General features: G+C 62.5%; 18 protein-coding genes. 12 read left to right on the forward strand and 6 right to left on the reverse strand.

Annotated features, from left to right (window positions below; all coding sequences use genetic code 11):
• Positions 1 to 25: 25 nt before the first annotated feature.
• Positions 26 to 931 (reverse strand): LysR family transcriptional regulator, encoded by a 906-nt coding sequence (locus M2396_RS07605; RefSeq protein ID WP_101318735.1) that lies wholly within the window; start codon positions 929 to 931, stop codon positions 26 to 28.
• Positions 932 to 1,213: 282 nt separating this feature from the next.
• Here M2396_RS07605 and mexE point away from each other — a divergent pair, with 282 nt between their 5' ends.
• From mexE to M2396_RS07620, 3 genes are read left to right on the forward strand one after another with little or no spacing between them, the layout of a single operon-like run.
• Entirely contained in the window at positions 1,214 to 2,455 is a 1,242-nt protein-coding gene (gene mexE / locus M2396_RS07610) for a multidrug efflux RND transporter periplasmic adaptor subunit MexE (protein WP_101318733.1), read from the forward strand.
• Positions 2,456 to 2,467: 12 nt separating this feature from the next.
• On the forward strand, positions 2,468 to 5,647 hold the full coding sequence (locus M2396_RS07615; protein ID WP_150572912.1) for an efflux RND transporter permease subunit: 3,180 nt from the start codon (positions 2,468 to 2,470) through the stop codon (positions 5,645 to 5,647).
• Positions 5,644 to 7,059 (forward strand): efflux transporter outer membrane subunit, encoded by a 1,416-nt coding sequence (locus tag M2396_RS07620; RefSeq protein ID WP_259074065.1) that lies wholly within the window; start codon positions 5,644 to 5,646, stop codon positions 7,057 to 7,059. The genes M2396_RS07615 and M2396_RS07620 overlap by 4 nt, the downstream gene beginning before the upstream one ends.
• Before the next feature lie 278 nt (positions 7,060 to 7,337).
• Here M2396_RS07620 and M2396_RS07625 read toward each other — a convergent pair whose 3' ends face one another.
• Positions 7,338 to 9,314 carry a choline BCCT transporter BetT gene (locus M2396_RS07625; RefSeq protein WP_101318727.1) on the reverse strand — a complete coding sequence of 659 codons (1,977 nt, stop codon included), beginning with the start codon at positions 9,312 to 9,314 and terminating at the stop codon, positions 7,338 to 7,340.
• Positions 9,315 to 9,545: 231 nt separating this feature from the next.
• On the opposite strand from M2396_RS07625, the gene M2396_RS07630 reads away from it, so the two are divergent.
• The 3 genes from M2396_RS07630 to M2396_RS07640 all read left to right on the forward strand — a co-directional run bounded on the left by M2396_RS07630 (position 9,546) and on the right by M2396_RS07640 (position 12,959).
• On the forward strand, positions 9,546 to 11,249 hold the full coding sequence (locus M2396_RS07630) for an amidase (protein ID WP_259074066.1): 1,704 nt from the start codon (positions 9,546 to 9,548) through the stop codon (positions 11,247 to 11,249).
• 74 nt (positions 11,250 to 11,323) lie between these two features.
• Positions 11,324 to 12,028, forward strand: a complete 705-nt coding sequence (locus tag M2396_RS07635; RefSeq protein WP_259074067.1) for a transcriptional regulator — start codon at positions 11,324 to 11,326, stop codon at positions 12,026 to 12,028.
• Between the two features lie 16 nt (positions 12,029 to 12,044).
• Entirely contained in the window at positions 12,045 to 12,959 is a 915-nt protein-coding gene (locus M2396_RS07640; RefSeq protein ID WP_188035776.1) for a pyridoxal-phosphate dependent enzyme, read from the forward strand.
• 78 nt (positions 12,960 to 13,037) lie between these two features.
• Here M2396_RS07640 and M2396_RS07645 read toward each other — a convergent pair whose 3' ends face one another.
• Complete coding sequence (locus M2396_RS07645) at positions 13,038 to 13,310, reverse strand: PepSY domain-containing protein (protein ID WP_101318720.1); 273 nt, start codon at positions 13,308 to 13,310, stop codon at positions 13,038 to 13,040.
• 58 nt (positions 13,311 to 13,368) lie between these two features.
• The gene (locus M2396_RS07650) at positions 13,369 to 13,578 is read right to left on the reverse strand and encodes a DUF2945 domain-containing protein (RefSeq protein ID WP_259074070.1); all 210 of its coding nucleotides are present in this window, start codon (positions 13,576 to 13,578) and stop codon (positions 13,369 to 13,371) included.
• Positions 13,579 to 13,785: 207 nt separating this feature from the next.
• Here M2396_RS07650 and M2396_RS07655 point away from each other — a divergent pair, with 207 nt between their 5' ends.
• The gene (locus M2396_RS07655; protein WP_150569496.1) at positions 13,786 to 14,883 is read left to right on the forward strand and encodes a carboxynorspermidine decarboxylase; all 1,098 of its coding nucleotides are present in this window, start codon (positions 13,786 to 13,788) and stop codon (positions 14,881 to 14,883) included.
• 31 nt (positions 14,884 to 14,914) lie between these two features.
• Complete coding sequence (locus tag M2396_RS07660; RefSeq protein ID WP_101318714.1) at positions 14,915 to 16,159, forward strand: saccharopine dehydrogenase family protein; 1,245 nt, start codon at positions 14,915 to 14,917, stop codon at positions 16,157 to 16,159.
• A gap of 57 nt (positions 16,160 to 16,216) precedes the next feature.
• Here M2396_RS07660 and mqo read toward each other — a convergent pair whose 3' ends face one another.
• Entirely contained in the window at positions 16,217 to 17,869 is a 1,653-nt protein-coding gene (mqo, locus tag M2396_RS07665) for a malate dehydrogenase (quinone) (protein WP_259074072.1), read from the reverse strand.
• A gap of 235 nt (positions 17,870 to 18,104) precedes the next feature.
• On the opposite strand from mqo, the gene M2396_RS07670 reads away from it, so the two are divergent.
• The 4 genes from M2396_RS07670 to M2396_RS07685 all read left to right on the forward strand — a co-directional run bounded on the left by M2396_RS07670 (position 18,105) and on the right by M2396_RS07685 (position 24,429).
• A complete protein-coding gene (locus tag M2396_RS07670) occupies positions 18,105 to 19,889 on the forward strand; it encodes a thiamine pyrophosphate-requiring protein (protein WP_259074073.1) in 1,785 nt (594 codons plus the stop codon).
• 136 nt (positions 19,890 to 20,025) lie between these two features.
• On the forward strand, positions 20,026 to 21,246 hold the full coding sequence (locus tag M2396_RS07675) for a putative DNA modification/repair radical SAM protein (RefSeq protein ID WP_101318708.1): 1,221 nt from the start codon (positions 20,026 to 20,028) through the stop codon (positions 21,244 to 21,246).
• On the forward strand, positions 21,243 to 22,079 hold the full coding sequence (locus M2396_RS07680) for a TIGR03915 family putative DNA repair protein (protein WP_220633449.1): 837 nt from the start codon (positions 21,243 to 21,245) through the stop codon (positions 22,077 to 22,079). The genes M2396_RS07675 and M2396_RS07680 overlap by 4 nt, the downstream gene beginning before the upstream one ends.
• A 166-nt stretch (positions 22,080 to 22,245) precedes the next feature.
• The gene (locus tag M2396_RS07685) at positions 22,246 to 24,429 is read left to right on the forward strand and encodes a TonB-dependent siderophore receptor (protein ID WP_259074075.1); all 2,184 of its coding nucleotides are present in this window, start codon (positions 22,246 to 22,248) and stop codon (positions 24,427 to 24,429) included.
• Positions 24,430 to 24,487: 58 nt separating this feature from the next.
• Here the strand turns inward: M2396_RS07685 and M2396_RS07690 are convergent, their stop codons facing one another.
• On the reverse strand, positions 24,488 to 24,952 hold the full coding sequence (locus M2396_RS07690; protein ID WP_259074077.1) for a hemerythrin domain-containing protein: 465 nt from the start codon (positions 24,950 to 24,952) through the stop codon (positions 24,488 to 24,490).
• Between the last annotated feature and the right edge of the window lie 150 nt (positions 24,953 to 25,102).

Consider the following 25,102-nt stretch of genomic DNA (forward strand, 5'->3'; position numbering starts at 1 on the left):
TGGGGCCGCGTTGCGGCCCCACACCCTAAAGGCTGGCCAACTGCTCACGGCAAAACTCGACAAACAACTGCGCCGGCTTGGTCAACTGCACCCGTTTCAAGTGCGCTGCGGCCAACCCGGACAGCTCGACTGGCTCGGCAATGTCGACCGTGACCAGCCGCTGGCCATCGTAGGTGCACTCGGAATGCGGCCGAGTCACCAGCAGCGAAAAACCAAACCCCTGCCCGACCATCCCCCGCACCATCTCGATCGACGGCGAGCTGAATACGATATTCGGCGTCAGCCCCAACTCATTGAACAGGCTAACGAAGTAGGTCCTGCTCGGCGCGACGTCGAGCAGGATCATCGGTTCTGGGCACAAATCGCGTAACGACACCTGCGCCTGACCCGCAAAGCGGTGCTTCTCCGGCAACAACACGTATGGTTTCTGGGGTGCCATCAACGGCTCGGCCTCGATGGTGCCATCCAGGTCATGGTCGTAGAGAAACGCCAGGTCAAAGGTGCCAGCAGTCAGCCCCTGGATCAGCTCCTGCTGTTCACCGTCGCGCAGGCGAATGTCGACCCCCGGATAACGCTCGCGAAACCCAGCGATCAAACGCGGCAGATACAGCGGTGCCACCGTTTCAAAACAACCGATGTCGATCTGCCCAGCCACCGTGTCGTTGTCGGCCAGTGCGTTCTGCTCGAACTCGTGGGCCATCTGCAGCAGCGACTTGGTCTTGGCGTAGAAACGCTTGCCGCTGGGCGTCAGCGACACGCCCTGGGCGTGATGGCGGATAAACAGCTGCACGCCAAAACTCTCTTCCAGGTTCTTGATCGCGGTAGAGATCGACGGCTGGGCGATATACAACTGGCGCGAAGCCTCGGCAACGCTGCCGGCCTCCACCGTGGTGACGAAATACTTCAACTGACGCAAGGTATAGGAAGCCACAGGCACCTCTGGGGCGCCGTCGGCGGCGCGCTCTGATTTATCCCTGCTACCTTACCTCAGCCCCTTGCTGCAGCGCCGCTGGCCGGGCAAGCATTTGCCTAAGGCCTGACGTTATTTTGCCTATCCGCGCCTCAGCGCGGCATGCTGGCCATGCGCAGTATCGATGGCGGCAGTGGGTTTATCATTCTGGATGATAATAACCTTCGGCCCATTCGATTCGTTCCCCACCCGCGCGCCGCGCAGAATCCGCCCCACTATCCATATACATTGGCGGATTTCTCCATGGAACAATCACTCAAACCCTTGCGTTATCCCCTCGCTGCCCTGGCAGTGCTGGTGATCAGCGCCTGCGGCCGTACCCCAGACGCCGTGCAGGCTCCGACCGCGCCGAAGGTCACCGTCGCCAAGGTGATCGAGCAACCGATCAACGAGTGGGACGAGTTCACCGGGCGCCTCGAAGCGCCAGAAACCGTCGAAGTCCGCCCACGGGTATCGGGCCAGATCGATCAGGTGGCCTTCACCGAAGGCGCCCAGGTGAAAAAGGGCGACCTGTTGTTCCAGATCGACCCGCGCCCGTTCCAGGCCGAAGTCCGCCGCCTCGAAGCACAACTGCAACAAGCCCGCGCCAGCGCCCAGCGCAGCGAAAACGAAGCCCGCCGCGGCGAGCGTCTGCGTGACAGCAACGCCATCTCCGCCGAGCTGGCCGAGTCGCGCAGCAGCGCCGCCGCCGAAGCCCGCGCCGGGGTTGCCGCGATCCAGGCACAACTGGACCTGGCCCGCCTCAACCTGAGCTTTACCCGGGTCACCGCGCCGATCAGCGGCCGGGTCAGCCGCGCCGAGTTCACCGCCGGCAACATCGTCAGCGCCGATGTCACCCCGCTGACCTCGGTGGTGTCCACCGACAAGGTTTATGCCTATTTCGACGCCGACGAGCGCGTGTACCTCAAGTACACCCAGCTGGCGCGTGAAGGCCAACGTGGCCAGAGCACTCCGGTGTACCTGGGCCTGACCAACGAAACCGGCAACCCGCACCTGGGCCAGATGAACTTCGTCGACAACCAGGTCAATCCGCGCACCGGCACCATCCGCGGCCGCGCCGTGTTCGACAACACTGACGGCCAGTTCACCCCGGGCCTGTACGCCCGCCTGAAGCTGGTCGGCAGCGCCAAGTACGACGCAGTGCTGATCAACGACGAAGCGGTCGGCACCGACCTTGGCAAGAAGTTCGTGCTGGTCATGGACCAGGACAACAAGGCTGCCTACCGCGCCGTTGAACTGGGCCCCAAGCTTGAAGGCCTGCGCATCGTCCGCAGCGGCTTGAACAAGGACGAGCGCATCGTCGTCAAGGGCCTGCAGCGGGTGCGCCCAGGCTCGCAGGTGACTCCAGAAGAGAGCGCCATGGCCAGTGAGCAGACCCTGACCAACCTCGCCCAGCAGCGTCAGGCGCTGGAAGCCAGCAACCCGGCGCCGCGCGTGGCCGGCCCCAGTGTGAAAGTCGCCAGTGCCCAGGCACCGCGCGGTTAAGGGACGACACCGATGAACTTCTCCAAATTCTTTATTACCCGGCCGATCTTCGCCGCCGTGCTGTCGCTGATCCTGCTGATCGCGGGCTCGATTGCGCTGTTCCAACTGCCGATCAGCGAATACCCCGAAGTGGTCCCGCCTACGGTCGTGGTACGCGCCAACTTCCCCGGGGCCAACCCCAAGGTCATCGGCGACACCGTTGCCGCGCCACTGGAACAGGCCATTACCGGTGTCGAGAACATGCTCTACATGTCCTCGCAGTCGACCGCCGACGGCAAGCTGACCCTGACCATCACCTTCGCCCTGGGCACTGACCTGGACAACGCCCAGGTACAGGTGCAGAACCGCGTCACCCGGACCCAGCCCAAGCTGCCCGAAGAAGTCACGCGCATTGGTATCACCGTCGACAAGGCTTCGCCCGACCTGACCATGGTCGTGCACTTGACCTCGCCGGATCAGCGCTACGACATGCTCTACCTGTCCAACTACGCCATCCTCAACATCAAGGATGAGCTGGCCCGCCTGGGCGGCGTCGGTGACGTGCAGCTGTTCGGCATGGGCGACTACTCGCTGCGGGTCTGGCTCGATCCGAACAAGACCGCCTCGCGCAACCTGACCGCCACCGATGTGGTCACGGCGATTCGCGAGCAGAACCGTCAGGTCGCTGCCGGCCAGCTCGGTGCGCCACCTGCGCCAGGTTCGACCAGCTTCCAGCTGTCGGTCAACACCCAGGGCCGCCTGGTCAATGAGGAAGAGTTCGAGAACATCATCGTCCGCGCCGGTGCCGATGGTGAAATCACCCGCCTCAAGGACATTGCCCGGGTCGAACTCGGCTCCAGCCAATACGCCCTGCGCTCGCTGCTGAACAACCAGCCAGCGGTGGCGATCCCGATCTTCCAGCGCCCTGGCTCCAACGCCATCGAAATCTCCGACGAAGTCCGGGCGAAGATGACCGAGCTGAAAAAGGACTTCCCCGAAGGGATGGACTTCAGCATCGTCTATGACCCGACCGTGTTCGTCCGTGGCTCGATCGAAGCCGTCGTGCACACGCTGTTCGAAGCTTTGATTCTGGTCGTGCTGGTGGTGATTCTGTTCCTGCAGACCTGGCGCGCCTCGATCATTCCGCTGCTGGCCGTGCCGGTCTCGCTGATCGGCACCTTTGCCGTGATGCATCTGTTCGGCTTCTCGCTCAACGCCCTGTCACTGTTCGGCCTGGTGCTGGCGATCGGCATCGTGGTCGACGACGCCATCGTGGTGGTGGAAAACGTCGAACGTAATATCGGCCTGGGCCTGAAACCACTCGAAGCCACGCAAAAGGCCATGAGTGAAGTGACCGGGCCGATCATCGCTACGGCGCTGGTGCTGTGCGCGGTGTTTATCCCGGCAGCGTTCATCTCCGGGCTGACCGGGCAGTTCTACAAGCAGTTCGCCCTGACCATCGCTATTTCGACAGTGATCTCGGCCTTCAACTCGCTGACCCTGTCGCCAGCACTGGCGGCGGTATTGCTGCAAGAACACGGCGCGCCCAAGGATCGCTTCTCGCGTGCCCTGGACCGGATTTTCGGGCGCTGGTTGTTCAACCCGTTCAACCGCTTCTTCGAGCGTGCCAGCCTGCGTTACGTGGCCGGCGTGGGCCGGGTCATCCGCTCCAGCGGCATCGCCCTGTTCGTCTATGCCGGGCTGATGGCGCTGACCTACCTGGGCTTTGCCTCGACCCCGACCGGCTTCGTCCCGGCGCAGGACAAACAGTATCTGGTCGCCTTCGCCCAGTTGCCCGACGCGGCCAGCCTCGACCGCACCGAAGCCGTCATCAAGCGCATGAGCGAGATTGCCCTGAAGCAGCCCGGTGTGGCCGACTCGGTAGCCTTCCCAGGCCTGTCGATCAACGGTTTCACCAACAGCCCCAACAGCGGCATTGTCTTCACTCCGCTCAAGCCGTTTGAAGAGCGTACCGACCCGAGCCAGTCGGCGGCGGCCATCGCGGCTGCGTTGAACGCGCAGTTTGCTGATATTCAGGATGCCTACATCGCGATCTTCCCACCGCCGCCGGTACAGGGCCTGGGCACCATTGGCGGCTTCCGCCTGCAGATCGAAGACCGCGGCAACCTCGGCTACGAAGCGCTGTACGAAGAAACCCAGAACATCATTGCCAAGAGCCACAACGTACCCGAGCTGGCAGGGCTGTTCACCAGCTATCAGGTCAACGTGCCGCAGGTCGATGCCGATATCGACCGGGAAAAGGCCAAGACCCACGGCGTGGCGATCAACGATATCTTCGACACCCTGCAGGTCTACCTGGGCTCGCTGTACACCAACGACTTCAACCGCTTTGGCCGCACCTATCAGGTCAACGTTCAGGCTGAACAGCAGTTCCGCCTAGACGCCGAGCAGATCGGTCAGCTGAAAGTGCGTAACAATCTGGGCGAGATGATCCCGCTGGCGACCTTCCTCAAGGTCAGCGACACCTCGGGGCCAGACCGGGTGATGCACTACAACGGCTACATCACCGCAGAAATCAACGGTGGCGCCGCCCCAGGCTACAGCTCCGGCCAGGCCGAGGCGGCTATGGAAAGACTGCTCAAGGCCGAGTTGCCCAACGGCATGACCTACGAGTGGACCGACCTCACCTACCAGCAGATCCTGTCTGGCAACACCGCGCTGCTGGTGTTCCCGCTCTGCGTACTGCTGGCGTTCCTGGTGCTGGCGGCGCAGTACGAAAGCTGGAGCCTGCCGCTGGCGGTGATCCTGATCGTACCGATGACGCTGCTGTCGGCGATTACCGGGGTGATCATGTCGGGCGGTGACAACAACATCTTCACCCAGATCGGCCTGATCGTGCTGGTGGGCCTGGCGTGCAAGAACGCCATCCTCATCGTCGAGTTCGCCAAGGACAAGCAAGCCGAAGGGCTCAATCCCCTGGCCGCAGTATTGGAAGCCTGCCGCCTGCGTCTGCGGCCGATCCTGATGACTTCGATTGCCTTCATCATGGGCGTGGTGCCGCTGGTGTTCTCGTCCGGCGCCGGTGCCGAGATGCGCCATGCGATGGGTGTGGCAGTGTTCTCGGGGATGATCGGGGTGACCGTGTTCGGCCTGTTCCTGACCCCGGTGTTCTTCGTCCTGATCCGCCGTTATGTCGAGCGTCGCGAAGCCCGCAAGGCCGCGCAAGCCAAGCCGCTGGAGAACCACGCATGAACCTCCTCAAACCACTGACCCCGAGCCTGTTGGCGCTGGCCCTGGCGGCCTGCGCGGTGGGCCCGGACTACCAGACGCCGAACACCGAGCCGGCGCAGCTGGGCAACCAGGTGCAGGTCAAGGCCTTCGACCGTAGCCGCTTTGAAAGCGTGTGGTGGCAGCAGTTCGACGACCCGACCCTGAACCAGCTGGTGCAGGCTTCGCTGCAAGGCAACCGCGACCTGCGCGTGGCCTTCGCCCGGCTCAAGGCGGCGCGCTCGATCCGGGAGGATGTCGACAACGACAACCTGCCGGTGGTGAGCAGCCGTGCCAGCAGTGAGCTGGGCAAAGGCCAGATCCCGGGCCAGACCGAGCGCCGGGTCAACAGCGAACGCTATGACCTGGGCCTGGACATGGCCTGGGAGCTGGACCTGTTCGGCCGCATTCAGCGCCAACTGGAAGCCAGCGAAGCGCAAGAGGCCGCCGCCGCGGCCGACCTGCAGCAGTTGCAGGTGAGCATGATCGCCGAGCTGGTCGATGCCTATGGCCAGCTGCGTGGCGCGCAGTTGCGCGAAAAAATCGCCCTTGCCAACCTCAAGACCCAGCAGGACTCGCGCAGCATTACCGAGACCCTGCGCGATGCCGGCGTCGGCAACGAGCTCGACGTGGTTCGCGCCGATGCCCGCCTGGCGGCAGTCGAGGCCACCGTGCCGCAACTGCAGGCACAGCAGGTGCGCGCACAAAACCGCATCGCCACTCTGCTCGGCCAGCGCCCGGATCAGCTCAGCGTTGATCTGTCGCCTAAACAGCTGCCGGCAATCGCCAAAGCACTGCCGATCGGCGACCCCGCTGAACTGCTGCGTCGGCGCCCGGATGTTCGCAGCGCGGAGCGCCAGTTGGCAGCGGCGACCGCCAACGTTGGGGTAGCGACCGCCGACCTGTTCCCGCGGGTAAGCCTGAGTGGCTTCCTTGGCTTCACCGCCGCGCGTGGCTCGCAGATCGGCTCGTCCGCAGCCAATGCCTGGGGGCTTGGCCCAAGTATCACCTGGGCAGCGTTCGACCTGGGCAGCGTACGTGCGCGCATCCGTGGCGCCAAGGCTGACGCCGAAGGCGCACTGGCTACCTACGAACAGCAGGTGCTGCTGGCGCTGGAAGAGTCAGCCAATGCATTCAGTGATTACGGCAAGACCCAACAGCGCTTGCAGGCCTTGATGCGCCAGAGCGATGCCAGCCGCAAGGCCGCCGACCTGGCTTCGATCCGCTATCGCGAAGGCACCGTGGATTATCTGGTACTGCTGGATGCCGAGCGCGAGCGGCTCAGCGCGGAAGATGCCCAGGCCCAGGGCGAAGTCGAGTTGTATCGCGGCATCGTCGCGATCTACAAGGCTTTGGGTGGCGGCTGGCAGCCTGAGACGGTAGCCAGCCTGCGATGACGCTGGGGGGCGCTATGCACCCCTTTCCGACCGGTCCGGCGCCCCGGCAAGGCCGCTCCTACAGGGACCGCGCATCAGCGGCTTACGCGGTCACTGTAGGAGCGGCCTTGTGTCGCGAAAGGCCAGCGCAGCTGGCCCCGACGTACTCAAGCTAAGCGCAAGTATCTGAAAAGCGGATGGCCTAGCAACAGCTCCTTTGGTTGGCTCCTCCCCCAACCGTTTGCCCCGCAGGCCTGGCCCGCGGGGCTTTTTTTGCCCGGTATAGAGCAGGACCTGCCTCAACCAACCAGATGCAGATAATGCATATGCCGCTCGAAGTGATCGAGAATGTCGCCGATCACCTCATCCTTGGACCAGCCCATCACGTCATGGTCCTGGCCGCCTTCACGCAGGTGCACCTCGGCGCGGAAGTACTTGCGCTCCTCGCCCGGCGGCGCATCGCTGGCGGTGACAAAGCTTGGCGTGGCATACGCCTGCGGCCTGATCTCGTAGACGAAGGTGCCCTCGCTCGGGCCGACCTTGAGCATCACGCTGCCCTCGCTACCTTGCTCGACGCTGCAGTCATAACCCTGCCTGCGCCACTCATCAGCCACCGCCTCACATGCTGGCAAGCCAACGTCGGCGATAAACCGCGCGACGTGGGCACGCCGCGGGAACATCGCCAGGGTGCGCAGGCGCCGTTGCCAGTTACCGGCAGCACGCGAGGCTGTTGGCGAAATCGCCAGTGCCTGATAGCGCAGATCACGTTTGGTAGCGTCCAGCTTGAGCGCCTTGAGCAGCCCGCGGGTACTGAACAGCAGCGCCAGGGTGAACGGCAATGCACTGGCGATGGTTGCCGTCTGCAACGCCTTGAGGCCGTCGGCCAGCAACAGCGCAATCGCCACCAGGCCCATGCTCGCCGCCCAGAACACGCGCTGGCGCAACGGGGTGTTCTCCTGCCCACCAGACGCCAGCATGTCCACTACCATCGCCCCGGTATCCGCCGAGGTGACGAAGAACACCACCACCATGATCACCGCCAGGGTGCTGATCACGCTGGCGAACGGGAAGTGCTCAAGGAAGGCAAACAGTGCCAGCGAGGTGTCCTTGTCGACCGCCATGGCCAGGTCAGTCAGGCCCTCGTCGAGGATCATGTGGATTGCGGTATTGCCGAACACGGTCATCCACAGCAGGGTAAACGCGGTCGGTACCAGCAGCACGCCGGTGACGAACTCACGAATGGTCCGGCCACGGGAAATCCGCGCAATGAACAGGCCGACAAAGGGCGACCAGGCCAGCCACCAGCCCCAGTAGAACAAGGTCCAGCCGCCGATCCAGTCGGTTGGCTGGTAGGCATACAGGTTGAGTGTGCGGCTGACGATCTCGCTCAAGTAACCGCCCGTGTTTTGCACGAAGGTCTGCAGGATCAACACGGTCGGCCCCAGCAGCATGACCATCAGCAACAGCAGCACCGCCAAACCCAGGTTCAGTTCGGACAGGCGGCGGATGCCTTTGTCCAGGCCAGACATCACCGACAAGGTGGCGAGGAAGGTGGTGCCGATGATCAAGGCGATCTGCACCCCGGTCGACACCGGCACACCGAACAGCGCATTGAGCCCGGTATTGATCTGCGCCACGCCAAAGCCCAGCGAAGTGGCAACGCCGAACACCGTACCGATGATGGCGAAGATGTCCACGGCATGCCCCAGCGGGCCGTAAATGCGCTCACCGATCAGCGGGTACAGCGCCGAGCGCAAGGTCAACGGCAAGCCCTGGCGATAGCTGAAATAGGCCAGGATCAGCGCGACGATGGCATAGATTGCCCAGGCGTGCAGGCCCCAATGGAAGAAGGTGATGCGCATCGCCTCCCCCGCCGCCTGGACCGTGCCGCCATCACCAATGGGCGGCTTGAGAAAGTGCATGACCGGCTCGGCAACGCCGAAGAACATCAGGCCGATGCCCATGCCGGCCGAGAACAGCATGGCAAACCACGTGGTGCTGCTGTAGTCGGGGGTGCTGTGGTCAGGCCCGAGTTTGATGTCGCCATAGCGGCTGATGCCGAGGAACACCACGGTGCCGAGGATGATTGCCACGGCCAGGATGTAGAACCAGCTGACGTTGCCGATGATCCAGCCCTGGATGTGCGCAAACAGGCTTTGCGCATGGGCCTGGAACACGCTCGCGTAGAGCACGATCAGCAACAGCAGAACAGAAGAAATCCAGAACACAGGGGGATTGATGGTAGCTTTTGGTGTTTTGTCAGGCGGTGTAGACATCAGGCAGTTGGCTCCAGCGTGGCGCATCGTGCGCACTTTTTCTCAGGTCAAGCGTAGACCGTGCATGTTTCGTCCGACAATGTCTGTCGGAAAACGATCAATGCTCAGGGCAAATAGGGCCAATAAATGCCGCCCTGCAACAATGCTTTTCCCCGCTGCAAGCCTGCTTCCCCCCAATCCTTCTTGTACACTCGCGCCACTAGCCCCCACCTGTATACGTTTGGTGACAGCATGATCGAGGTAACCGAGGTTTCCATTGCCGAGCTGCGCGCCGCGCTCGAAGCTGGCCGCACCACAGCGGTCGAACTGGTCAAGGCCTACCTGGCACGCATCGATGCCTATGACACAGCCGACAGCGCCAGCGCGCTGAATGCGGTCGTGGTGCGCAACCCAGAGGCGATCGCCGAAGCCCAGGCGTCCGATGCTCGCCGTGCTCGTGGTGAAAGCCGCGGCCCGCTGGAAGGCATCCCCTACACCGCCAAGGACAGCTACCTGGTCAAAGGCATGACCGCCGCCTCCGGCAGCCCGGCATTTGCCAAGCTGGTGGCGCAACGGGACGCCTTCACCATCGAGCGACTGCGCGCCGCCGGTGCGGTCTGCCTGGGCAAGACCAACATGCCGCCGATGGCCAACGGTGGCATGCAGCGCGGTGTGTATGGCCGCGCCGAGAGCCCGTATAACGCCGCCTACCTGACCGCACCGTTTGCCTCCGGCTCGTCCAACGGTGCCGGCACCGCCACCGCCGCGAGCTTCTGCGCATTTGGCCTGGCTGAAGAAACCTGGTCCAGTGGCCGCGGCCCGGCCTCGAACAACGGACTGTGCGCCTACACGCCATCGCGCGGGGTGATCTCGGTGCGCGGCAACTGGCCGCTGACACCTACCATGGATGTGGTGGTGCCGTTTGCGCGGACCATGCACGACCTGCTGGAAATCCTCGACGTGGTGGTGGCCGACGATGCCGACACCCGTGGCGATCTGTGGCGCCTGCAGCCGTGGGTGCCAATTCCCAAGGCATCGGCGGTACGCCCGGCGTCCTATCTTGATCTAGCGCAGGATGCCAACTCGCTGCAGGGCAAGCGCTTCGGCGTGCCACGCATGTACATCAATGCCGACGAACTCGCCGGCACCTCGGAAAAACCCGGCATCGGTGGCCCGACCGGCCAGCGTATCCACACTCGCCCAAGCGTCATCGCGCTGTGGCAGCAGGCGCGCCAGGCGCTGGAAGCCGCCGGCGCCGAAGTGATCGAGGTGGACTTCCCGCTGGTGTCCAACTGCGAAGGCGATCGCCCGGGCGCGCCGACCGTCTACAACCGTGGCATCGTCAGCAAGGAGTTTCTCCACGACGAGCTGTGGGAGTTGTCCGGCTGGGCCTTTGACGACTTCCTGCGCGCCAACAACGACCCCAAGCTCAACTGCCTGGCCGATGTCGACGGGCCGCAGATCTTCCCGCACGACCCGGGCACCCTGCCTAACCGTGAAGACGACCTCGCGGCCGGCATGGACGAATACGTCAACATGGCCAAGCGCGGCCTCAAGAGCTGGGATCAGATCGACACCGTTGCCGATGGCCTGCGCGGCCTGGAGCAGACGCGCAAGCTCGACCTGGAAGACTGGATGGACCAGCTTGGCTTGCACGCCGTGCTGTTCCCGACGGTGGCCGATGTTGGCCCCGCCGATGCCGACGTCAATCCGGCCTCGGCCGACATTGCCTGGAGCAACGGCGTCTGGGTTGCCAACGGTAACCTCGCGATCCGCCACCTGGGCGTGCCGACCGTAACCGTGCCGATGGGTGTGATGGCCGATATCGGTATGCCGGTCGGGCTGACCTTTGCCGGCCGTGCCTACGATGACTCGGCCCTGCTGAGCTTCGCCTGCGCCTTCGAGTCGACCGGCTCGCGCCGCATCGTGCCGCCGCGCACTCCGGCACTGGGCTGAACCACGCGCTGCCGATTGACGCCCTCGCGATAATTCAACAGAATGTTAAAAATTGACATTTTGTTGAATTATCCATGCCCGCTGCACACATTCTTCGTGAACGCCAGATCGTCCTCTCCACGCTGAAAGCCGCCATCGCGGCAATCGGCAGCGTTGCCGGGCGCAATATGGAAATCCTCCTGCACGACCTCGACCAGCCAGAGCAATCGGTGGTCGCCATCGCCAATGGCCAGCTGTCCGGGCGCGTGGTCGGCAGCCCGATCCTTGCCGCGCCGGAGCAGGACCAGGGCTTCAAGGCCCTGATGCAGGCGGCCAACCAGCCTAGCTGCGAGCCGGTGATCCTGCCCGACTACCCCACCGTGATCAAAGGCCGCACCCTGCGCAGCGCCACGGCGATCCTGCGCGACAGCGAAGGGCAGCCGTTCGCCAGCCTGTGCATCAACGTCGACAACAGTGGGCTGGATGCCGCCCTCGCCTTTCTCACCCAGCTGCAGCCACTGACTGCCGCGCCACCTGCAGTGGCGGTGGTTGAGGACGCGGCCGACATGGCGCTGCTGATGACCCAGATCATCGACAGCGCCCTGGCTTCATCTGGTCAGGGCCGGCTCACCAAGCAGGCCAAGGTCGAGGCCGTGCGCCTGATGCAGGAGCGCGGCCTGTTCATCGTCAAGGGTGGGGTCGAGAAGGCCGCAGCCGCGCTCGGCGTGACCCGCTACACCGTTTACAACTATCTGGAGCAGCTGCGTGGCGAGCCCACTGCAGCGCCCCGCCAGCCATAATCCAGCGGAGATCAGCATGCCTTTGCACATCCACACCCCCTTGATCGAATCGCGGCCGATGTCGCTCGCCGCTGGCCGTTCGATCTGGCTCAAGCTCGACGCCCTGCAGCCGTGCGGCTCGTTCAAGCTGCGCGGGGTTGGCCACGCCTGTGAGCAGCACCATGCTCGCGGTGCGCGTCACTTTGTATCTTCGTCGGGCGGCAACGCCGGGCTGGCGGTGGCCTATGCCGGGCGCAGCCTGGGCGTGCCGGTGACCGTGGTCGTCCCCGAGACCACCAGCGAGCGGGCCAGAGAGCTGCTGCGCCTGGAGGACGCCAAGGTCATCGTCCACGGCGGCTCCTGGCAGGAAGCCAACCAGCTGGCGCAAACCCTGGTCGGCGCCAATGATGCCTTCATTCATCCATTCGATGACCCGCTACTGTGGACGGGCCACGCCAGCCTGATCGACGAAGTCGCCGCTGCCGACTGCAAGCCCGATGCGCTGATCTTGTCGGTCGGTGGTGGCGGCTTGCTCAGCGGTGTAGTCGAAGGCCTCAAGCGCAATGGCTGGGACGATGTGCCGGTGCTGGCGGTGGAAACCACAGGCGCGGCGTCATTTCACGCTGCAGTCGAGGCTGGTCACACGGTCGAGCTGCCGGCACTTAGCTCCATCGCCACCTCCTTGGGCGCCAAGCGGGTAGCGGAGCAAGCGCTGGAATGCGCGCGCAGCCATCCGGTTGAAAGCCATTTGGTCACGGACCGCGAGGCGCTGCAGGCTTGTGAGCGCTTCCTTGCCGATCACCGTCTGCTGGTCGAGCCGGCCTGCGGCGCGGCCTTGGCGCTGGCCTATAAAGCAGAAGCGCTGGGCAACTACCGCAAGGTGCTGGTGGTGGTGTGCGGCGGGGCTACGGCGACGCTTGAGCAGATTCAGCTGTGGTTGGCTGCGCAATAGCTCATTCCAGGCGCGTAAAAAAGCCCGTGACGAGCACGGGCCAAGAGCACCACCGCAGAAAACGTCAGTTACTGCCTATCAATGATCCATCTCGTCCTTGGTGACCTTGCCGCTGTACGGGTCGACATGGAAGTCGTACTTCATGCCATCAGCCTTGACGCCCTCGCCTTCCCAATGGCCGTCGTCGGCCTCGATCTTGGTGATCTGGGTGTAGCCGGCGGCCTTGAGGCTGGCCTCGGCCTGATCCTTGGTGACTTTCCAGTCGGCGCCAGGCTGGTCAGCCCAGGCTGCGCTTGCGCCCAGTGCACCTACCAGAGCAAGACCTGTGAACAGTCGAGTCATCGATTTCATCGTTAACGTCCTTTTTGCATGAAGGTATTTGCTGCGACCGGTCGAGTACGGCGAAGGTTCACTCCTTGTGCAAGGCGTCTTCACGGTGCATCGCCAGGTGCCCGGTCTTGGCACTTTTGACCTCGTATTGCGGCTCATCCTTCGAGCAATGGCGCTGCCTGCCCATGAACTCGACATCGTGCAGATGCACCTTGGTCACCGTGCCATGGATGACTCCGACCTCGGAATTCCAGCGCACCGTATCGCCCACTTTGTATTTTGTGCTCATCGGTTGATGCCTCCTCACGACCGTCATATCTGTCTGTTTTACTAGGCCTCAGCTGCGGGAAATAATTCCTCGCCGTTCGCCCAATGGCGACAACAGGCGCAGGGCGACACACAACTCTGACGAAATGCGTCTACGACCCTTTCGATATGCGGCCAGTGAAGGCACAATGCGTGTCCTTTTTTTGGCCGGCCTGGCCGGGGGCCTTAAATGATCAAGACGCCGTACTACCTCATCGACAAACAGAAGCTGCTGGGCAACCTCGAGAAGATTGCCTACGTGCGCGAACACTCCGGCGCCAAGGCGCTGCTGGCACTCAAGTGCTTTGCCACCTGGTCGGTATTCGACCTGATGCAGCAATACATGGACGGCACCACTTCGTCCTCGCTCTACGAGCTCAAACTGGGCCGAGAGAAGTTCGTCGGCGAAACCCACGCCTACAGCGTGGCCTGGGCCGATGACGAAATCGAAGACATGCTCGCCAACTGCGACAAGATCATCTTCAACTCGATCGGCCAGCTGCAGCGCTTTGCCGAACAGTCCGAAGGCAAGGTCCGCGGCCTGCGCGTCAACCCGCAGGTGAGCAGCTCCGATTACCTGCTGGCCGACCCGGCGCGCCCATTCAGCCGCCTCGGCGAGTGGGACCCGGAGAAGATCGAGCAAGTCATCGGCCAGATCTCTGGGTTCATGTTCCACAACAACTGCGAGAACGGCGACTTCAGCCTGTTCGACAAGATGCTTGCGCACATCGAAGAGCGCTTTGGCCATCTGCTGCACAAGGTCGAGTGGGTCAGCCTCGGTGGCGGTATCCACTTCACCGGTGCCGACTATGCGCTGGACGAGTTCTGCGCGCGCCTCAAGAGCTTCTCCGAGAAGTACGGCGTGCAGGTGTACCTGGAGCCGGGCGAAGCCGCCATCACCCAGAGCGCTTCGCTGGAAGTGACCGTGCTCGACACCCTGTACAACGGCAAGAACCTGGCCGTGGTCGACAGCTCGATCGAAGCGCACATGCTCGACCTGCTGATCTACCGCCTCGACGCCAAGATGGCCCCCAACGATGGCGCGCACAGCTACATGGTGTGCGGCAAGTCGTGCCTGGCCGGTGACATTTTCGGCGAGTACCAATTCGATCGTCCGCTGGCCATTGGTGATCGCCTGTCGTTCATCGATGCGGCCGGTTACACCATGGTCAAGAAAAACTGGTTCAACGGTTTGAAAATGCCGTCCATTGTGGTCAAGCAACTCGACGGCAGCGTCGAAGTGGTCCGCGAGTTCGGTTTTGAAGACTACGTTTCCAGCCTGTCGTAAGTCAGGCCTTCAGTAAGGAGCAAGGGATAAATTGAAGAAGAACGTTCTTATCATTGGTGCAGGAGGTGTCGCCAAGGTGGTGGCCCACAAGTGCGCGCAGCATAACGACGAACTCGGTCGTATTGCCATTGCGTCGCGGAACATCTCCAAATGCCAGGCCATCATCGACAGCGTCAAGGCCAAGGGCAGCCTCAAGGTTCCCGCCGATATCCAGGCCTTCTCGCTCAATGCACTCGATATCGAGGCGACCAAGGCACTGATCCGCGAGACCGAATCGCAGATCGTGATCAACGTCGGCTCTGCATTCCTCAACATGTCGGTGCTGCGTGCCTGCATCGATACCGGCGTTGCCTATCTGGACACCGCCATCCACGAAGAGCCGGGCAAGATCTGCGAGACCCCGCCGTGGTACGGCAACTACGAGTGGAAACACCTCGAAGAATGCCAGGACAAGAACATCACAGCCATTCTCGGCGTCGGTTTCGACCCGGGTGTGGTCAACAGCTATGCCGCACTGGCACAGCAGCAATACTTCGACCAGATTGACTCGATTGACATTCTCGACGTCAACGCTGGCTCGCATGGCAAGTACTTCGCCACCAACTTCGACCCGGAAATCAACTTCCGCGAGTTCACCGGGCAAGTGTGGAGCTGGCAGAACAGCCAGTGGACCAGCAATACCATGTTCGAGGTCAAGCGCACCGACGACCTGCCGGTGGTCGGTTCGCAGAACCTGTACCTGACCGGTCACGACGAAGTGCACTCGCTGTCGAAAAACCTCGGCGTGCCCAACGTGCGCTTCTGGATGAGCTTCGGCGAGCACTACATCAACGTCTTCACCGTGCTGAAAAACCTTGGCCTGCTCTCCGAGCAACCGGTCAAGACCGCTGAAGGCCTTGAAGTGGTGCCGTTGAAAGTGGTCAAGGCAGTGCTGCCTGACCCGTCCTCGCTGGCGCCTGGCTACACCGGCAAGACCTGCATCGGTGACCTGGTCAAGGGCAGCAAGAACGGCCAGCCGCGCGAAGTGTTCATCTACAACGTGGCTGATCACGAAGAAGCCTACGCCGAGACCGACAGCCAGGGCATCTCCTACACCGCAGGCGTGCCGCCAGTGGCGGCGGCGTTGCTGGTTGCTCGCGGCGAATGGGACGTCAAGCGCATGGCCAACGTCGAGGAGCTGCCAGCCGAGCCGTTCCTCAAGGCGCTGGACGTGATGGGCCTGCCGACCCGTATCAAGGATGAACACGGCGATCGTCCCTGGGACGCTGAAGCCTAAGCAGTAACACGAAGGGGCGCCATGATGGCGCCCCTTCTGCATTGCGGGTTGTGCTGATCAGGGCTTGAGGTCAGGGTCAGTGGTCTGATGGTCCTGGCTGACCGGGTCGATATCATCCGGGTTGGCCGGGTCCTGGCGCTTGTCGATGGCCGGTGGCGGGGTCAGCTGGAGAATCTCGCTGGTGTAGGCCCACTCCTCCTCGACCCGCTCGGGGCTGTCGTTCAGATGCGTGCCGTACGATGGGATGATCTGCTTGATCTTGTCCTGCCACGGCGCGCTCGCGAGTTTGTCCTTGAACACCTTGTTGAGCAGATCGAGCATGATCGGCGGCGCAGTCGAAGCGCCCGGCGATGCACCGAGCAGGCCGGCGATACTGCCATCCTTGGACGCGACCACTTCAGTGCCGAGCTTGAGCACCCCGCCCTGGTTTTCGTCTTTCTTGATGATCTGCACGCGCTGACCGGCCTGCCACAGGCGCCAGTCTTCTTTCTTCGCCTCGGGGAAGTAGGTCTGCAACGCTTCGAAGCGGTCGTCATCGGACTGCAGTACCTGGCCAACCAGGTACTGCACCAGGTCGAATTCACGCACGCCAACACGCACCATCGGCCAGGTGTTGTGCAGGCTCATGCTGGCCATAAGATCGAACAGCGAGCCCTGCTTGAGGAACTTGGTCGAGAAGGTCGCGAACGGGCCGAACAGGATCATCCGCTTGCCATCCAGCACACGGGTATCAAGATGCGGCACCGACATGGGCGGCGCACCGGTTGCCGCGATGCCGTAGGCCTTGGCCATGTGGCGCTCGGCGATAGCTGGATTGTCGGTCACCAGGAACGAGCCACCCACGGGGAAGCCTGCGTAATCCTTGGCCTCTTCGATGCCGGACTTCTGCAGCAGCGGCAGCGCTGCGCCGCCAGCACCGATGAACAGGAACTTGGCATCGGTGGCCGACTTGCTGCCATCCTTGAGGTTCTTGTACTCGACGTGCCAGGAGCCATCGTCGTTGCGGCTGATGTCCTGCACTTCGCTGGAGAGCTTGAGGCTGAAGTTTTCGCGTGACTGCAAATACCCTACGTACTGGCGGGTAATTTCACCAAAGTTGACGTCGGTGCCGAGCGGCGTCCAGGTCGCCGCAAGCTTCTGATTGGGGTCGCGCCCTTCCATCATCAACGGCACCCATTGTTTGATCTGGGCAGGGTCTTCGGAATACTGCATCCCTCTGAATAGCGGGCTGGCCTGGAGCGCGTCGTAGCGTTTTTTCAGGAAGCGAATGTTGTCATCGCCCCAGACGAAACTCATGTGCGGCGTTGAATTGATGAACGAGCGTGGGTTTTTCAACACACCGTTCTTGACCTGCCAGGCGAGGAACTGGCGAGTGATCTGGAACGACTCGTTGATCTCCACCGCCTTGGTGATGTCGATCTTGCCGTCTTTCTCGGGGGTGTAATTGAGTTCGGCCAGCGCAGAGTGCCCAGTGCCGGCGTTGTTCCAGCCGTTGGAGCTTTCTTCGGCGACCTTGTCCAGGCGCTCGACCATCTCCATCGACCAGCTCGGCTCCAGTTCGTTGAGCCAGATCGCCAGGGTCGAACTCATGATCCCGCCGCCAACCAGCAAGACGTCCACCCGCTTGGTTTCGGCAGCCTGGGCGTTGGCCAGCCCACAACTGAGGGTGAAACCTGCGAGCAGCAGTTTCGAGGTGTTCGTGATCGTCATGTGGTTCTCCAGCGAGGCCAGACGCGCCTCTGTCTGTAGGTGAATGAATGACCCAGCCTTATCAGTGTTAGCCCAGGTTGGGTGCTGCCTCCACTCAGGGGTGTCTGGTTTCGAGGCGAGCCAGGCGGGATCAGTTCAACCGAGTGCCCGGGGTCGCCTCTGGCCGGTTTAATCTGAACGCGCCGGGACAGAGCCAGTCCCAACCTTCATCCACGCATCAATGAAGGAGAAACCGATGGCTATCACCGTAAGTGACTTTCTCGTCGAGCGTTTGCGCCAGTGGGGTGTCACGCGCATCTTTGGCTACCCCGGCGACGGCATCAACGGCGTGTTCGGCGCCCTGCGTCGGGCCGGCTCGATCGAATTCGTGCAGTGCCGCCACGAAGAAATGGCCGCGTTCATGGCCAGCGCACATGCCAAGTTCACCGGCGAGCTGGGAGTGTGCATCGCCACCTCCGGGCCCGGCGCCTCGCACCTGCTGACCGGTCTGTATGACGCACGCATGGACCATATGCCGGTCCTGGCCATTGTCGGCCAACAGGCGCGCACGGCGTTGGGCGGGCACTACCAGCAGGAGTTGGACCTGGTGTCGATGTTCAAGGACGTCGCCGGCGCCTTTGTTCAGCAGGCCGCCGCGCCGTCGCAGGTGCGCCACCTGGTCGACCGCGCCGTGCGCACCGCCATCGGCGAGCGCAAGGTCACTGCATTGATCCTGCCCAACGACTTGCAGGAGCTGGCGTATGAAGAACCAGCCCGGGCCCATGGCACGCTGCATTCGGGTATCGGCTTCAGCAAGCCCAAAGTAGTTCCGTACGATGCCGATCTGCAGCGCGCAGCCGATGCGCTCAATGCTGGCAAGAAAGTTGCGATTCTGGTCGGTGCCGGCGCCTTGCAGGCGGGTGAGCAGGTGCAGGCAGTTGCCGAAAAACTCGGTGCAGGTGTTGCCAAAGCCCTGCTCGGTAAAGCGGTCCTGCCTGACGACCTGCCCTGGGTCACTGGCTGCATCGGCCTGCTCGGCACCGAACCAAGCTTCAAGCTGATGGAGGAATGCGACACTTTGCTGATGATCGGCTCGGGCTTCCCCTACGCCGAGTTCCTGCCCAAGGAGGGCCAGGCTCGGGGCGTGCAGATCGACCTTGCCCCAGACATGCTCAGCCTGCGCTACCCGATGGAAGTGAATCTGGTCGGTGATGCCGCCGACACCCTCGCAGCCCTGCTGCCACTGCTGGAAGAAAAAAGCCAGCGTACTTGGCAGCACAAGGTCGAAGGCTGGCGCAAGGATTGGGACAAGAAGCTGGCCAAGCGAGCGCTGACCTCTGCCGACCCGATCAACCCGCAGCGAGTGGTGCACGAATTGTCGCCACGCCTCCCCGACAACGCCATCATCACCAGCGATTCCGGCTCGTGCGCCAACTGGTTTGCCCGCGACCTGCAGATGCGTAAGGGCATGCAGTGCTCGCTCTCCGGCGGGCTGGCGTCCATGGGCGCAGCGGTGCCCTATGCGATTGCCGCCAAGTTCGCCCATCCGGAGCGCAGCGTTGTCGCGCTGGTAGGTGACGGCGCGATGCAGATGAGCAACATGGCCGAGTTGATCACCGTGGCCAAGTATTGGCAGCAATGGGGCAATGGCCGCTGGATCTGCGCGGTGTTCAACAACCAGGACCTCAACCAGGTGACCTGGGAGCAACGGGTGATGGAGGGCGACCCGAAGTTCGCCGCCAGCCAGGACATCCCTGATGTGCCCTATCACCTGTTCGCCATTTCGATCGGCTTGAAGGGCATTTATGTAGGCCGCGAAGAAGACGTCGCGCCCGCCTGGGAAGAAGCCCTGGCCAGTGATGTGCCGGTGGTGATCGATTTCCGCACCGACCCGGATGTGCCACCGCTGCCGCCTCATATGACCCTTGAGCAGGCGAAGAAATTTGCCTCGGCATTGCTCCAGGGCGATCCCAATCAGGCCGGGATCATCAAGCAGACTGCCAAGCAATTGCTCAGCGGCGTACTGCCTAAACGCGATTGATGCCTATGCCCTGAAGCCGCTGCGGCGCATTTGCCGCAATGGTTTCAGGGCCATTTGGCAATTGCCGACGGCCAACACTTGCAACCAGACCGATCTACAAATACTGTATGAATATTCAGTACATCGAGATCGACTAATGGAGCTCATCGCCAAGCTCGGCATCCTTGCCGACGCCGCCAAGTACGACGCCTCGTGCGCCAGCAGCGGCGCGCCCAAGCGCAGCTCGCGCGGTCGCGACGGGCTTGGTGCGACCAATGGCATGGGCATCTGTCACAGCTACACGCCGGATGGCCGCTGCGTCTCGCTGCTCAAGGTGCTGCTGACCAACTTCTGCCTGTACGACTGCCAATACTGCGTCAACCGCCGTACCAGCAACGTGCCGCGAGCGCGCTTCACCCCTGAAGAGGTGGTGCGGCTGACCCTGGATTTCTACCGGCGCAACTGCATCAGCGGGCTGTTTCTCAGTTCCGGCATCATTCGCTCGGCCGACTACACCATGGAGCAGTTGATCGAAGTTGCCCGGCTGCTGCGTGAAGAGCACGAGTTTCGCGGCTACATCCACCTCAAGACCATCCCTGACGCTGACCCGCTGCTGATCGAGCAAGCCGGTCGCCTGGCGGATCGACTGAGCGTGAATGTCGAACTGCCCACCGATGAAAGCCTCAAGCGCCTGGCCCCGGAAAAACAGGGCCACACCATCCGCCAGGCCATGGGTACTATCCAGCGCGGTCAACAGGCCGTAGCTGGCGAGCCGCGGGCGCCGCGTTTTGCCCCCGCAGGGCAAAGTACCCAGGTCATTGTCGGCGCTGATGACACCGATGACCGGACCCTGCTTGGCAATTCCGAATCGTTGTATCAGGGGTTTGGCCTCAAGCGCGTGTATTACTCGGCCTTCAGCCCGATCCCCGACAGCCCTGGCAGCGTGCCGCTGGCCGCCCCGCCATTGCTGCGCGAGCACCGTCTGTACCAGGCTGACTTCCTCATGCGCGGTTACGGCTACAAGGCTGGCGAGCTGCTCAGCCAGGCTGGCAACCTGGACCTGGATATCGACCCCAAGCTAGCTTGGGCGCTGTCCAATCGCGAGGTGTTCCCGCTGGATCTCAACCGCGCCGAGCCCGCCTTGCTCGCGCGGATTCCCGGCATTGGCCTGCGCAGCGTCGAACGCTTGGTAGCGCTACGCCGGGAGCGGCGCATACGTTATGACGACCTGATCCAGCTGCGCTGCGTACTCGACAAGGCGCGGCCTTTCATTGTCACCAGCGATTATCGCCCGGCGCAGGCCGATTTGCGCAGCGGCCTGCTGCGAGCGCGCCTGCGCGAACCGCAAGCGCCAGTGCAGATGGGCCTGTGGGGATGATCGCGCTCGACTGCGACCAGCAATTCAGCCTCTGGCGCGAACAGGCGCGCGCGCTGCTCGGGCATGGCATCGATCCCGCCGACGTCACCTGGGCGCAAGGGCCGATGGACGATCTGCTGGCAGTGCCGGCGCCCCTGCCAGAGGGCCCGGGGCCGTTTCGGGCAAAGGTGCCAGCGGCGTTGCTGGTTCAGCTGGAACAGGCCTCGCGCTACTGCGGCGAGCAGCGCTGGAACCTGTTGTATGAAGTGCTCTGGCGGGTCGCCCATGGCGATCGTACCGCCATGCTCCCCGGCGACCGCCTCGGCAGCGAGCTGCACCGGCGGATCAAGCAGGTCAGCCGCGAAGCCCATCACTTGCATGCGTTTGTGCGCTTCGTGCCGCTGCCGGCAGCACTGGCTGCGCAGCTGCAACTGGACCTGGTCGCCTATCATCAGCCGGCCCACGACATTCTTGAAAGCGCCAGCGGCCACTTTGCCGAGCGCCTCGGCCGCCAGCGCTGGTTGATCGCCACCGACCGCGACGGCATTCGCTTCGACGGCCATACACTGGACTACCGACGCCACTGCCCCGAGCCCTGGCGGCAATGGGCGCAGCACGCCGACGACCCCGGTGCGGATCTGTGGCGCACCTACTACCGGCACATCTTCAATCCGGCCCGGCTCAACCCCGATGCAATGCGCATGCACATGCCGGGCAGGTTCTGGCGGCACTTGCCCGAAGGCATGCTGATCCCGCAACTGATGGGCCAGGCCCGACAAGGCAAGCAGCGCGATGGCCAGGCGCTGGAAGTTGCTCAGCAGGCCGGCAAACGTATCGGCAAAGGCAAAGACTGAAACGGTCGCGGCCCCCACTGCATCTACTGATCAGCCAAATGTGAAAAATTCATTGGATTTTTTGCAGCCCTTGGCTGTTGCTGCTCGGAAAATCCTGACAAACTAATTGGTAATGTTTCTCATAAGCATAAACATTTACTAAAAAGACCGTCAGGAACCGCAACCCATGTCGCGCCTTATCCCGCAACGTCGTTTCAGCCCGTCGCGTACTCTCTTGGCTTCCGCCATCTGCATGGCCAGCATGGCCCATGCCGTAGCCGAAGAAGCCGTCAAGCCCAAGGATGGGGCGCAATCGACTGTCATGGAATTAGGCGCAACCGAAGTCAGCTCGGACCGGCTGGGCAGCACCACCGAAGGCTCCCGCTCCTACACCACAGGCGCCATGGCCACGGCGACCAAACTGCCGCTGACCATGCGCGAGACGCCACAGGCAGTCACGGTGATTACCCGCCAGCGCATGGACGACCAGGCGATGACCAGCATCAATGACGTGGTCAAGGCCACGCCGGGGCTGTTCCTCAACTTCTCCAGTGGCCCTGGCCGGCAGACCTATACCGCGCGTGGCTTCGACATCGACAACATCATGTACGACGGTATCCCCAGCGGTTACTCGGGCTGGACGGCCGGGGTGCAGCCAAACCTGGCGATGTTCGACCGGGTTGAAGTAGTACGCGGCGCCACAGGTTTGGTGACCGGCGCGGGCAATCCGTCGGCGGCGATCAACATGGTACGCAAGCGGCCCTTGGCCGAACAGAAAGTCACCCTGACCGGCGCTGCCGGCAGCTGGGACGACTACCGCGGTGAGGTCGATGCCTCCAGCCCGCTGAACGACAGCGGCACTCTGCGCGGCCGAGTGGTCACCTCCTACCGCGACGCCAACAGCTTTGTCGACGATGCCGAAGAAAGCCACGGCCTGTTCTACGCGGTGACCGAAGCGGACCTTAGCGAAGACACCACGCTGACCGTAGGCCTGTCGCACCAGAAGGACAAGACCAACTACTTCTGGGGTTCTTCGATGGTTGGCCTCGATGGCCACCACCTCGACCTGCCGCGCTCGTACAACCCGAGCACCGACTGGGAGAACAAGGACCAGGAAATCAACACGGTGTTTGCCGAACTGCGCCAGCGCCTGGCCAATGACTGGAAGCTGCAGGTCAATGCCAATTATGCCGAGCAGAATGCGCTGTTCTCGGGCTCGTATCAGTCGCGTTGGACCGGCACTACGCTGGGTCGAACGGTTTACCAGTCCAAGCACGATGAAAACCAGGCAGGCGTGGATGTGTTCGCCAGCGGCCCGTTCCAGGCGCTGGGGCGCAGCCATGAACTGGTGGTCGGCACCAGCCGCCGCATCTACGACATGACCAACCACAACTACAGCCCATACGACCCCAACTGGCCCATCAACGCCGGCAAACCGAACTTCCTGCATACCACCAACGACCGCTCCGTCACGACTCAAGACGGCGTGTACCTGACCACCCGCCTGAGCCTGGCCGACCCGCTCAAGCTGATCCTCGGCGGCCGGCTGGACTGGTATGACTACGATGACAAGGATGGCCAGGGCGATTACAAGGTCACCCGCAACGTGACCCGCTATGCCGGCCTGATCTACGAGCTCAATGACAATCACTCGGTGTATGTCAGCTACAGCGATATCTTCCAGCCACAGACCGAGCGCGGCTCAAGCAATTCGCCGGTGCGTCCGATTGAAGGCAAGAACTACGAGGTAGGCATCAAGGGCGAGTACTTCAACGGTGCCCTGAACGCCAGCCTGGCGGTATTCCGCGTCGACCAGGAAAACCGTGCGGTGGAAGTGCTCGACCGTACTGTCTGTTCGTCGACTCAGCTTACCTGCTACGAAGCCTCTGGCGAGATTCGCAGCCAAGGTATCGACATGGAACTGCAAGGCGCACTCACCGACAACTGGCAGATCGGCGGCGGTTACACCTATGCTCGCACCCATACCACCAAGAATGCCGCGCAGCCGGCGCTGGTCAACAAGCAGTTCGACACGGACACCCCTGAGCATCAGTTCAAGATCAGCACGACCTACCGCTTCCAGGGCCCTCTGGAAAAACTGCGCGTCGGCGGCAGCGTCAACTGGCAGAGCCGGATGTACAACGACATCGCATTGGTCGACGGTGGCAACTACCGTCTTGAACAAGGTGCCTATGCAGTCACCGACGTGATGGCCGGCTATCAGGTCAACCGCAACCTCGACCTGCAGCTCAATGCCAACAACATCTTTGATCGCAAGTACTACTCGGCGATCTCGCAATCCTGGCAATACGGCGGCGATGTCTATGGCGCGCCGCGCAACATGATGCTGACCGCCAAGTACAGCTTCTAAGCGAAGACGTGCAAGGGCCACACGCCAGATTCAACCTGGCGCGTGGCCCCTGCCTGCATCAGGCGACGCGGTGTTCGTCTTTGATCAGTTTTTTCTGCGCCTGCATGGCGTCGCCCAGTTGCTCAAGGGTTGCCTTGTCGAGCAGCTCCTTGGCGCGCGGGAACATATCCGACTCCTCCTCTTCGATGTGATGCTCGAGCAGTTCCTTGAGCACCTTCATCCGCCCGGAAAACTCCAGGGTATCGGGTGGCGTCTTGAGCAAGTCAGGCAATACCAGCGCATCCACCGTGCGGTGCTCCTCCTTGGCCTCGTGGTACATCTTGACGTCTTCCTTGTCGCCGGCCTGGGTCAGCGCAGGGTAGAAGATCTCTTCTTCGATGGTGGTATGCGCCTGCAGCTCCAGCTCGATCCGCGCCAGCAGCTCGGTGCGCTTTTTCAGCGCCCGTTCAGTGGTGTTGGACAGCTCTTCGAGCAGCTTTTTCACCGTCTTGTGGTCTTGTTCCAGCAGTTCGATAGCGTTCATTCAGCACCTCATCAGTACCTGGTTGGAATCACGGCGTTGCGTAGGATTGAGTGGCCGGCAATCTTCCAGGTTCAATGCGTTTCCCCAGCGGCAGGCGGTGCTGAATATTTTTCGGCATGGATGATAGGTTTTCTCATTCCCATTCGACTT

Source organism: Pseudomonas sp. BIGb0278 (genome assembly GCF_024809895.1).
Classification (GTDB): domain Bacteria; phylum Pseudomonadota; class Gammaproteobacteria; order Pseudomonadales; family Pseudomonadaceae; genus Aquipseudomonas; species Aquipseudomonas shirazensis.

Excerpts from the sequence above, each read along its gene's own strand:
- M2396_RS07650 (WP_259074070.1), bottom strand. The coding sequence starts at position 13,578 with ATGAGCACAAAATACAAAGTGGGCGATACGGTGCGCTGGAATTCCGAG.
- M2396_RS07640 (WP_188035776.1), top strand. The coding sequence starts at position 12,045 with ATGCCTTTGCACATCCACACCCCCTTGATCGAATCGCGGCCGATGTCG.
- mqo (WP_259074072.1), bottom strand. The coding sequence starts at position 17,869 with ATGACGATCACGAACACCTCGAAACTGCTGCTCGCAGGTTTCACCCTC.
- mexE (WP_101318733.1), top strand. The coding sequence starts at position 1,214 with ATGGAACAATCACTCAAACCCTTGCGTTATCCCCTCGCTGCCCTGGCA.
- M2396_RS07620 (WP_259074065.1), top strand. The coding sequence starts at position 5,644 with ATGAACCTCCTCAAACCACTGACCCCGAGCCTGTTGGCGCTGGCCCTG.
- M2396_RS07625 (WP_101318727.1), bottom strand. The coding sequence starts at position 9,314 with ATGTCTACACCGCCTGACAAAACACCAAAAGCTACCATCAATCCCCCT.
- M2396_RS07630 (WP_259074066.1), top strand. The coding sequence starts at position 9,546 with ATGATCGAGGTAACCGAGGTTTCCATTGCCGAGCTGCGCGCCGCGCTC.
- M2396_RS07675 (WP_101318708.1), top strand. The coding sequence starts at position 20,026 with ATGGAGCTCATCGCCAAGCTCGGCATCCTTGCCGACGCCGCCAAGTAC.
- M2396_RS07680 (WP_220633449.1), top strand. The coding sequence starts at position 21,243 with ATGATCGCGCTCGACTGCGACCAGCAATTCAGCCTCTGGCGCGAACAG.
- M2396_RS07645 (WP_101318720.1), bottom strand. The coding sequence starts at position 13,310 with ATGAAATCGATGACTCGACTGTTCACAGGTCTTGCTCTGGTAGGTGCA.
- M2396_RS07670 (WP_259074073.1), top strand. The coding sequence starts at position 18,105 with ATGGCTATCACCGTAAGTGACTTTCTCGTCGAGCGTTTGCGCCAGTGG.
- M2396_RS07685 (WP_259074075.1), top strand. The coding sequence starts at position 22,246 with ATGTCGCGCCTTATCCCGCAACGTCGTTTCAGCCCGTCGCGTACTCTC.
- M2396_RS07690 (WP_259074077.1), bottom strand. The coding sequence starts at position 24,952 with ATGAACGCTATCGAACTGCTGGAACAAGACCACAAGACGGTGAAAAAG.
- M2396_RS07655 (WP_150569496.1), top strand. The coding sequence starts at position 13,786 with ATGATCAAGACGCCGTACTACCTCATCGACAAACAGAAGCTGCTGGGC.
- M2396_RS07615 (WP_150572912.1), top strand. The coding sequence starts at position 2,468 with ATGAACTTCTCCAAATTCTTTATTACCCGGCCGATCTTCGCCGCCGTG.
- M2396_RS07635 (WP_259074067.1), top strand. The coding sequence starts at position 11,324 with ATGCCCGCTGCACACATTCTTCGTGAACGCCAGATCGTCCTCTCCACG.